Genomic DNA, 7,760 nt, shown 5'->3' with positions numbered 1-7,760 from the left:
AGCAAGATGCTTTTGGGTAGCGAGCAAGATGCTTTTGGGTAGCGAGCAAGATGCTCGCACTACGGCAAGGATCTCGCAATTCTTGACATTATGGTTTAAATGCCGAACAGCTTACCAAGTTGCGTTCTATCATGTCTAGGAAGAGCGAAGATCGTCTACAATCAAAGTCCCCCTTTTTAAGGGGGATTTAGGGGGATCGACAATGTACCGCATAGCAGAGCAAACTGCTGTAAGTCGGTGCGTTACGCTGCGCTAACGCACCCTACAAAATTACCCTATAAACGACGTTCCACCTCAGCCACCATCAACAGCGTTTTCAACACCGAATCGGGATTCAAACTCATCGAATCAATCCCTTCCTCCACCAAAAACTTGGCAAACTCCGGATAATCGCTAGGCGCTTGACCGCAAATACCAATCTTACGCCCACACTCTTTCGCTGTTTGTATCGCCAACTTCACCATCCGTTTCACACCGCGATTGCGTTCGTCAAAAATATGCGCCACTAGCGCCGAATCTCGGTCTAATCCTAACGTCAATTGTGTCAAATCATTTGACCCAATGGAAAACCCATCAAAAACTTCAGCAAACTCATCCGCCTCCATCACATTACTCGGTAACTCACACATCACATACACCTGCAACCCATTCACCCCACGGGGTAAACCATTTTTTGCCATCTCCGCTATCACCTGACGCCCTTCATCAGGAGTGCGACAGAAGGGAATCATCGGAATTACATTTGTTAATCCCATCTCATCCCTTACCCGCTTTATCGCCTGACATTCCAACGCGAAGGCTTCCCGATACTTCGGATCACAATACCGCGACGCCCCTCGCCACCCCAGCATCGGATTATCTTCTTTGGGTTCAAAACCTTGACCGCCTAAAAGGTTAGCGTATTCATTACTCTTAAAATCCGACATCCGCACAATTACAGGTTTGGGATAAAACGCCGCCGCAATAATTCCTACCCCACGCGCCAATTTATCGACAAAGAACTGGGGTTTATCGGCATAATTCTTCGTTTTCTGGGCAATTTTAGCTTTCACTGATTCATCCCGCAATTGATGATAATGAATCAACGCCAGAGGATGAACTTCAATATGATTGGCAATAATAAACTCCAACCGTGCTAAACCCACACCATCACAGGGAATTGCGGCTAAACCAAAAGCCTGATCTGGATTACCTACATTCATTAAAATTTGGGTTCGGGTGCGAGGTAAATTATCCAACGGTGTTTCTTGTACCTCAAAGGGTAATAACCCCTGATAAACTCGTCCTTCATCCCCTTCCGCACAGGAAATTGTCACCGCTTGACCCGTGGTTAATACCTCCGTTGCATTCCCACAGCCGACAATCGCCGGAATTCCCATTTCTCGCGCAATAATCGCCGCATGGCAAGTACGTCCCCCTTGGTTGGTGACAATAGCGCTGGCTTTTTTCATAATCGGTTCCCAGTCGGGATCAGTGCGGTTGGTGACTAATACTTCCCCCGGTTGGAACAGATGAATGTGAGACGCATCCATAATAATATGGGTGATTCCTTGACCAATGGCTGCACCCACACTGCGTCCCGTAACTAATACTTCGCTGCGTTGATTCAACTGATAGGTTTTGAGAACTTGTGCTGATTTCTGGGATTGTACGGTTTCCGGACGCGCCTGGACAATAAATAACTCCCCGGTTATGCCATCTTTTGCCCATTCAATATCCATGGGGGTATAGAGTCCCCGAACTTGGGAATAATGGTCTTCAATTTGTACCGCCCAACGCGCTAATTGTAAGACTTCTTCATCTTTAAGGCAGAATTTCTTTTGGTCACAGGGGGCGACTCGCACATTGCGCGTCAGTCTCGAACCCCCTTCGTCGTATATCATTTCAATTTCTTTGGTTCCCAGGCGTTTCTCCAGAATCGGGCGACATCCCTGTTTTAATGTTGGTTTAAAGACCACATATTCATCGGGATTAACCGCACCTTGAACCACCGTTTCGCCCAAACCATAAGCGGCGGTAATTAATGCGGTATTTTTGAATCCAGTTTCGGGGTCAATGGAAAACATCACCCCGGAACAGGCTAAATCAGACCGCACCATTTTCTGAATTCCCACCGAAAGCGCCACATCAAAGTGGTCAAATCCGTTATGTTCCCGATACGCAATGGCGCGGTTGGTAAACAGGGAGGCGAAGCATTTATGGGTAAATTCCAGAACCCCTTTGAAACTATTCACATTTAAATAGGTTTCCTGTTGACCGGCAAAACTCGCATCTGGCAAGTCTTCCGCCGTCGCCGAGGAACGAACCGCTACATCGATTCCCTCCCCGTAGCGATCGCACAATTGTTGATACGCCACCCGAATTGCTTGAGTCAGTTCTAGGGGAAACTCCATACTCAGGATTAACTGTCGCGCTTTTTTCCCATGCTGTTGCAGATTACTCACATCATCCACATTCAAATCTGCAAACAGGTGGCGCAGTTTGACTTCTAAATCGGCGCTTTCGATAAAGTAACGATAAGCATACGCCGTAATCGCAAACCCGGTAGGTACATTGATTCCCTGGGGGGTGAGTTGTCCAATCATTTCACCCAGAGAGGAATTTTTGCCCCCGACAAAGGGTAGGTCATCCAGTCGGATTTGATCAAACCAGAGGATCAATAATTGATCTTTAGGGACTGGGGTAGAGGTCTGAGGGGTTGAGGCTAACATAACTTTTTTTCTTAACCGTATAATTTAAGTTTAGCTTTAGAAAATAGGAAAAATTCTGCCTCATCTCCTCTTGCTCCCCAACAAGGGCGGGTTTAGTCAAGTTATTGGTTTGTTGGGTAACTTTATCAGTCAAACCCGCCCCTACAAATTGACGCCCCAGCTTCCCCTCCCAGCCCCTCTCGACCCAAAATGCTGCTCAAAAAGTAAAAGATTGGCTGTATGGGTGTAGCCAATCTTGTCCAACATGTATTACAATTTCTCTTTCGACTGAATCTTAATTCACGGGTTCATCTACATTCACGGGTTCAAAACAGCTCCAGATAGCCTCTGGAGCTTTTTCTGTCGTGCTATCATAACAGATTTTTTTCAAAAATGGGGATTTTGCCTTTCGTGTCATAATTTTTGCACAGAGCGTCAGCGTGTATCAATATGGGCAAACTCTTAGCAAGACGTTACCAATTTATCAAAGTCCTGGATACCGATGAATTGGGTCGCACTTATTTAGTGGTAGATATTCACTCTCCCCAGCATCCTAAATGCGTGGTCAAGCAAATTCGACTCCCACCGAACTCCTCTCCAACTCGATCATCTATTCTCAGCCGTCTGGAAAAAACCTCAGAATTGCTGAAAAAGCTGGGTCAACATGACCAAATTCCCCGATTGATCACCTCGTTTGCCCAAATAAATCAGTTTTATCTCGTTCAAGAGTTTATTCGCGGTCATCCTTTAACTGACGAACTCATACCCGGTGATCCGCTGACCGAAAATCAGGTGATTAGCCTGTTAAACGAACTCCTCAACCTCTTAGCGTTTGTCCATAAACAGGGTGCAGTCTTAGGAAACCTCAAACCTTCCACAATTATCCGCCGCCAAGGAGATGACAAATTAGTGCTAACAACCTGGGGAATTATCCACCAATTGAGTCCCCAAATCGCCCAGTCATTCCACAAATTAGCCCCCAATCCCCCCAATCCGACTTTTGTTGATCACTCCCCCAAACCATTCCCAGAACCCCTCCACGTTAATCGTGACTTGTCCGCCTTGGGGATCATCGCCATTCAAGCTATGACTGGATTATCCGTCAGCGAGTTAGCAGAACTCAAACAAGCAAACCAGGGTCAACATGAAACCAGCGCTTGGCAAGCTTACACCCAAGTTAGCCCAGAGTTAGCCGCTATTCTGGAGAAAATGGTGCATGATGATCACCAGAATCGGTATCACCAAGCTAAAACAGTGCTGGCGGATCTCAGTCGTATCCCGGAGAGGAACAGTGTTTCTCAATTTTCTTTACCCTCGTTACCGGATATCAATCCGGCGATCGCGACAATTACCTATCCCAGTCGTCAGTTTAAACCCTGGGTTATCCTCACGGCTATCGGATTAGTGGGAATCATGGCGTTAGTTCTGGCTTATACCCTGCGCCTCCCGCAACGCCTAATGGCGCAATACGTCCTCCACCAAGGAAAAATCCAAGCACAAGAACAACAATCTGAGGCGGCGATTGACTACTATACTCAAGCCATTACCTATCAGCCGCAAAATGCGACAGCTTACTATTATCGGGGAAAGATTTACGCGAATCAGGGAAAAACTCAGTCCGCCTTGGCTGATTTGACTCAGGCGATTCAACTCAATCCCCAAAATGCTGACGCCTATTACCAACGAGGAAATCTGCGCCTGGAGTTAGGCGATCGCCTTGGGGCTAAGGCTGATTATACCCAAGTCCTACAACGTGACCCTACTTTTACCCCAGCCTGGGTAAATCGAGGTCAAATCCATGCCGACTTAGGACATGAACAAGCTGCCATTGACGATTATACCCAAGCCATTCAATTTAAACCCAATCTGGTCACGGCTTACCTGAAGCGCTGTCGTTCTCGTTCTAATCTCGGTAATCAAAAGGGTGCGATTGACGACTGTACCACCGCGATTAATTTACGACCGCATAATGCCCTAGCTTATCAAAACCGTGGTTTAGCCCGTCAGCGTCGGGGAGATAGTCGCGGGGCGATAACGGATTATACGGTAGCGATTCAATTGAATCCAGAGGCGGCAGAAGCTTACTATAACCGAGGATTAGCCCGTCAGGAAATCGAAGATATATCCGGTGCGATCGCGGATTACACCCAAGCGATTGAACGAAATCCTAATTATGCTTTAGCTTACTACGAACGAGGGTTAGCCCAAGCCCAACTGGGAAATCGATTAGCCGCGATCAACGATTTACAGAAAGCGGCTCAACTTTGCCGTAATCTAGGTAAGCTGGATTGTTATGAAGCGGCGCAGTCTCAACTGTCTAGAGTGACTCCCTCGCCAAACTAAGTGTGAGCCTTTGAAAAGTTTTTATGATTTTGGATAGAAACTATAATCAATGGTTGTAGGGGCGAGTCGCTGCATATCCTAGGCGGCGTGAGAATTAAGGTATCTCGACTCGCCCTCATCTAATGTATGCGGTGTCAGATAATTATTGATACCCTACGGTCTTATCCGAGAATTAAAAATACCGGGCGGTGTTGACCTGGAATTGTCGAGATTGTTGCCATTTATGATTAAAATATCGCGGTTTTTGTCCAGGGCGACCCGATATAATTAAGGGTTGGGTAATGCCAATTGAGTACGGCGGGTCGCCCCTACAGCCCTTGCTTCCCTTAACCCAACCTATTGCCTCTCACCCTGACATAGCCCGGTGTAGATTAAATCTTTACGATACAAACCGGAAGAGTAGTACAATAATAGATTGTGTCCTTATTCAAAGTTGTTTATGCCGAAACTGAAAAGCCGTAGAGCAGCCGCGAAACGTTTTCGACCCACCGGAAGCGGTAAAATTAGACGACGCAAGGCGTTTAAGAGTCACTTGCTGGAGCGCAAAAACTCAGGACGGAAGCGGCGTCTGTCGAAACTGAGCTTGGTCAATGAACGGGATGGCGATAATGTACGCCTGATGCTTCCCTATTTTTAGACTGCTTTAGACGAATATACTGTTTATGGTCACAAATTGAGCTTTTGTCATACTGAATCGAACAGAGTGCAGCGAAACATCTGGTGAGATTCTTCACTCCGCTATCGCTTCGTTCAGAATGACAGACTCTAACCGTGGCAGGTATAACCATCTAGCTTGTATCAATTAGGAAGAGTCAATGACAAGAGTAAAACGCGGTAACGTCGCCCGTAAACGACGCAAGAAAGTTCTCAAGCTGGCGAAAGGATATCGGGGTGCTCACTCCAAACTCTTCCGTACAGCCAATCAACAGGTGATGAAAGCATTGCGGAACGCTTATCGCGATCGCCGCAAGCGCAAGCGGGATTTTCGTCGCCTCTGGATTACTCGGATTAATGCCGCCGCTCGTCAGAATGGTATAAGCTACAGTCAGCTTATCGGTCAGATGAAAAAGGCGAATATTCAGATCAATCGCAAGATGTTGGCACAATTAGCTGTGTTAGATCCCGCCAGCTTTCAAAAGGTTGTAGAACTTGCTAGCCAAGGCGCGAAGTAAGTTCAGTAGAGTCAAACGTTTTCGATTGAGATCGCGGGGGTGCAGGGGTGCAGGGGAACCAATTTGTAGGGGCGGGTTTGACCGATAACGTTAGCCAACAAACCAATAATGTGGCTAAACCCGCCCTGGTTAGGGGGTATAATTTCCCTCTTCCCCAATCCCCAATCCCCAATCCCCTCAACCAATCACCAATCCCAGATAGATGATTGCCCACAGGTTTGTTAACGTCGGTGTAGCACTTGGATTGATGGGGATGACTCTCGTACAACCCCGATCCGCTGATCCGGCTGAATTGGCAGAAATTGAGCAACGGGGTCAATTAATTGTTGCGGTAAAAGATAATGTGCGTCCCTTGGGCTTTCGCGATGCGACGGGAAGCCTACAAGGACTAGAAATTGATATCGCCCGACGACTGGCTAAAGAATTGCTAGGGAGTCCAGAGGCTGTGGTTTTGCAGCCAGTGACGAATCGCGATCGCTTGAGTGTGGTATTCGAGGATCGGGTTGATATTGCGATCGCTAGAGTCACGGTAACGGATTCCCGCGCCCGCTTGGTTGATTTCAGTATCCCCTATTATTTGGATGGTGCAGGGATTATTACCAAAGATGCCTCAATCAATCTATTGAGCGATTTAGACAACCAAACCATCGCTGTCCTCAAGGGTTCGAGTACAATCGCGGTGATCAAGTATGCTTTACCCAATGCCCAATTAGTCGGCGTTGACTCCTACCAAGAGGCGCTATCTCTGCTAGAGGCGGGAGAAGCCAACGCCTTTGCTGCTGATCAGACAGTTCTGACTGGATGGGTACAGCAATACCCAGACTATCGATTGCTCCCCTATCGCTTATCTGGTGCAGCTTTGGCAATCGTGATGCCTAAAGGATTGCAGTATACCGCCCTGCAACAACAAGTCAATCAGGCGATTAAACGTTGGCACGCCGAAGGGTGGTTAGCTGAACGTGCTGCCGCTTGGGGTTTACCATGATAAAAGATTGAAACCCGTCCCGTATAAGTTGCACAGGATTATGGATGACACTCTGCCACAAATTTATCTAATCATATTGTTAGTCCTGCTTGGCGTTGCAGCTTTGGCAGTAATTCGCCAAGTGTTCAAAACCCGTAAAATCGAAAGCACCCTCTCCAAGCTGGAGCAAAAGCTGCAAAAAGAGCGAGGATCAGTCCAAGACTACTACGAGTTGGGTAGTATCTATCTGGACAAGAAACTCTTTGCTCAAGCCGTTATTCTATTCCAAAAAGCACTGAAAGCTCCGGATGCTTCAGAAACCAATCTAGCTCCGGTTCATAATGCCCTCGGTTTTGCCTACTTTGCCCAAGATCAGTACGATATTGCCATTCGCCAGTATAAGGAAGCCTTAAAACTAGAGCCAGATTATGTGACAGCTCTCAATAACTTGGGTCATGTTTACGAGCGCAAGCAGCTAACCGCTCAAGCGTTAGAGGCGTATGAAACAGCGCTCAAGCATGAACCGAAGAATGATACGGCGAAGCGGCGAGCGGAATCCCTCCGCAAGCGGCTAGTGCCATCCAGCTAAAT

General features: G+C 47.3%; 7 protein-coding genes. 5 read left to right on the top strand and 2 right to left on the bottom strand.

Annotated features, from left to right (window positions below):
- Positions 1-275: 275 nt before the first annotated feature.
- A complete protein-coding gene (gene ppsA / locus ACLFWI_RS22660) occupies positions 276-2,711 on the bottom strand; it encodes a phosphoenolpyruvate synthase (protein WP_446414803.1) in 2,436 nt (811 codons plus the stop codon).
- 274 nt (positions 2,712-2,985) lie between these two features.
- The gene (locus tag ACLFWI_RS22655) at positions 2,986-3,108 is read right to left on the bottom strand and encodes a hypothetical protein (RefSeq protein WP_006100076.1); all 123 of its coding nucleotides are present in this window, start codon (positions 3,106-3,108) and stop codon (positions 2,986-2,988) included.
- 32 nt (positions 3,109-3,140) lie between these two features.
- Here ACLFWI_RS22655 and ACLFWI_RS22650 point away from each other — a divergent pair, with 32 nt between their 5' ends.
- From ACLFWI_RS22650 to ACLFWI_RS22630, 5 genes are all read left to right on the top strand, one after another.
- Positions 3,141-5,033 (top strand): tetratricopeptide repeat protein, encoded by a 1,893-nt coding sequence (locus tag ACLFWI_RS22650; RefSeq protein WP_446414802.1) that lies wholly within the window; start codon positions 3,141-3,143, stop codon positions 5,031-5,033.
- Positions 5,034-5,472: 439 nt separating this feature from the next.
- Positions 5,473-5,670: a 50S ribosomal protein L35 gene (gene rpmI / locus ACLFWI_RS22645; protein ID WP_446414801.1), complete on the top strand. Its 198-nt coding sequence runs from the start codon at positions 5,473-5,475 to the stop codon at positions 5,668-5,670.
- A gap of 178 nt (positions 5,671-5,848) precedes the next feature.
- Positions 5,849-6,205, top strand: coding sequence for a 50S ribosomal protein L20 (gene rplT, locus ACLFWI_RS22640; protein ID WP_446406891.1), 357 nt, complete (start codon positions 5,849-5,851; stop codon positions 6,203-6,205).
- Between the two features lie 253 nt (positions 6,206-6,458).
- Positions 6,459-7,190, top strand: coding sequence for a transporter substrate-binding domain-containing protein (locus ACLFWI_RS22635; RefSeq protein ID WP_446414800.1), 732 nt, complete (start codon positions 6,459-6,461; stop codon positions 7,188-7,190).
- A gap of 40 nt (positions 7,191-7,230) precedes the next feature.
- Positions 7,231-7,758 carry a tetratricopeptide repeat protein gene (locus ACLFWI_RS22630; protein ID WP_446414799.1) on the top strand — a complete coding sequence of 176 codons (528 nt, stop codon included), beginning with the start codon at positions 7,231-7,233 and terminating at the stop codon, positions 7,756-7,758.
- The last annotated feature ends 2 nt before the right edge of the window (positions 7,759-7,760 follow it).

The organism is Coleofasciculus sp. (genome assembly GCF_046539235.1).
Taxonomy (GTDB): Bacteria; Cyanobacteriota; Cyanobacteriia; order Cyanobacteriales; family Coleofasciculaceae; genus Coleofasciculus.
The sequence above is the reverse complement of the archived record's forward strand: the minus strand, read 5'-3'. Positions and strand labels throughout refer to the sequence as shown.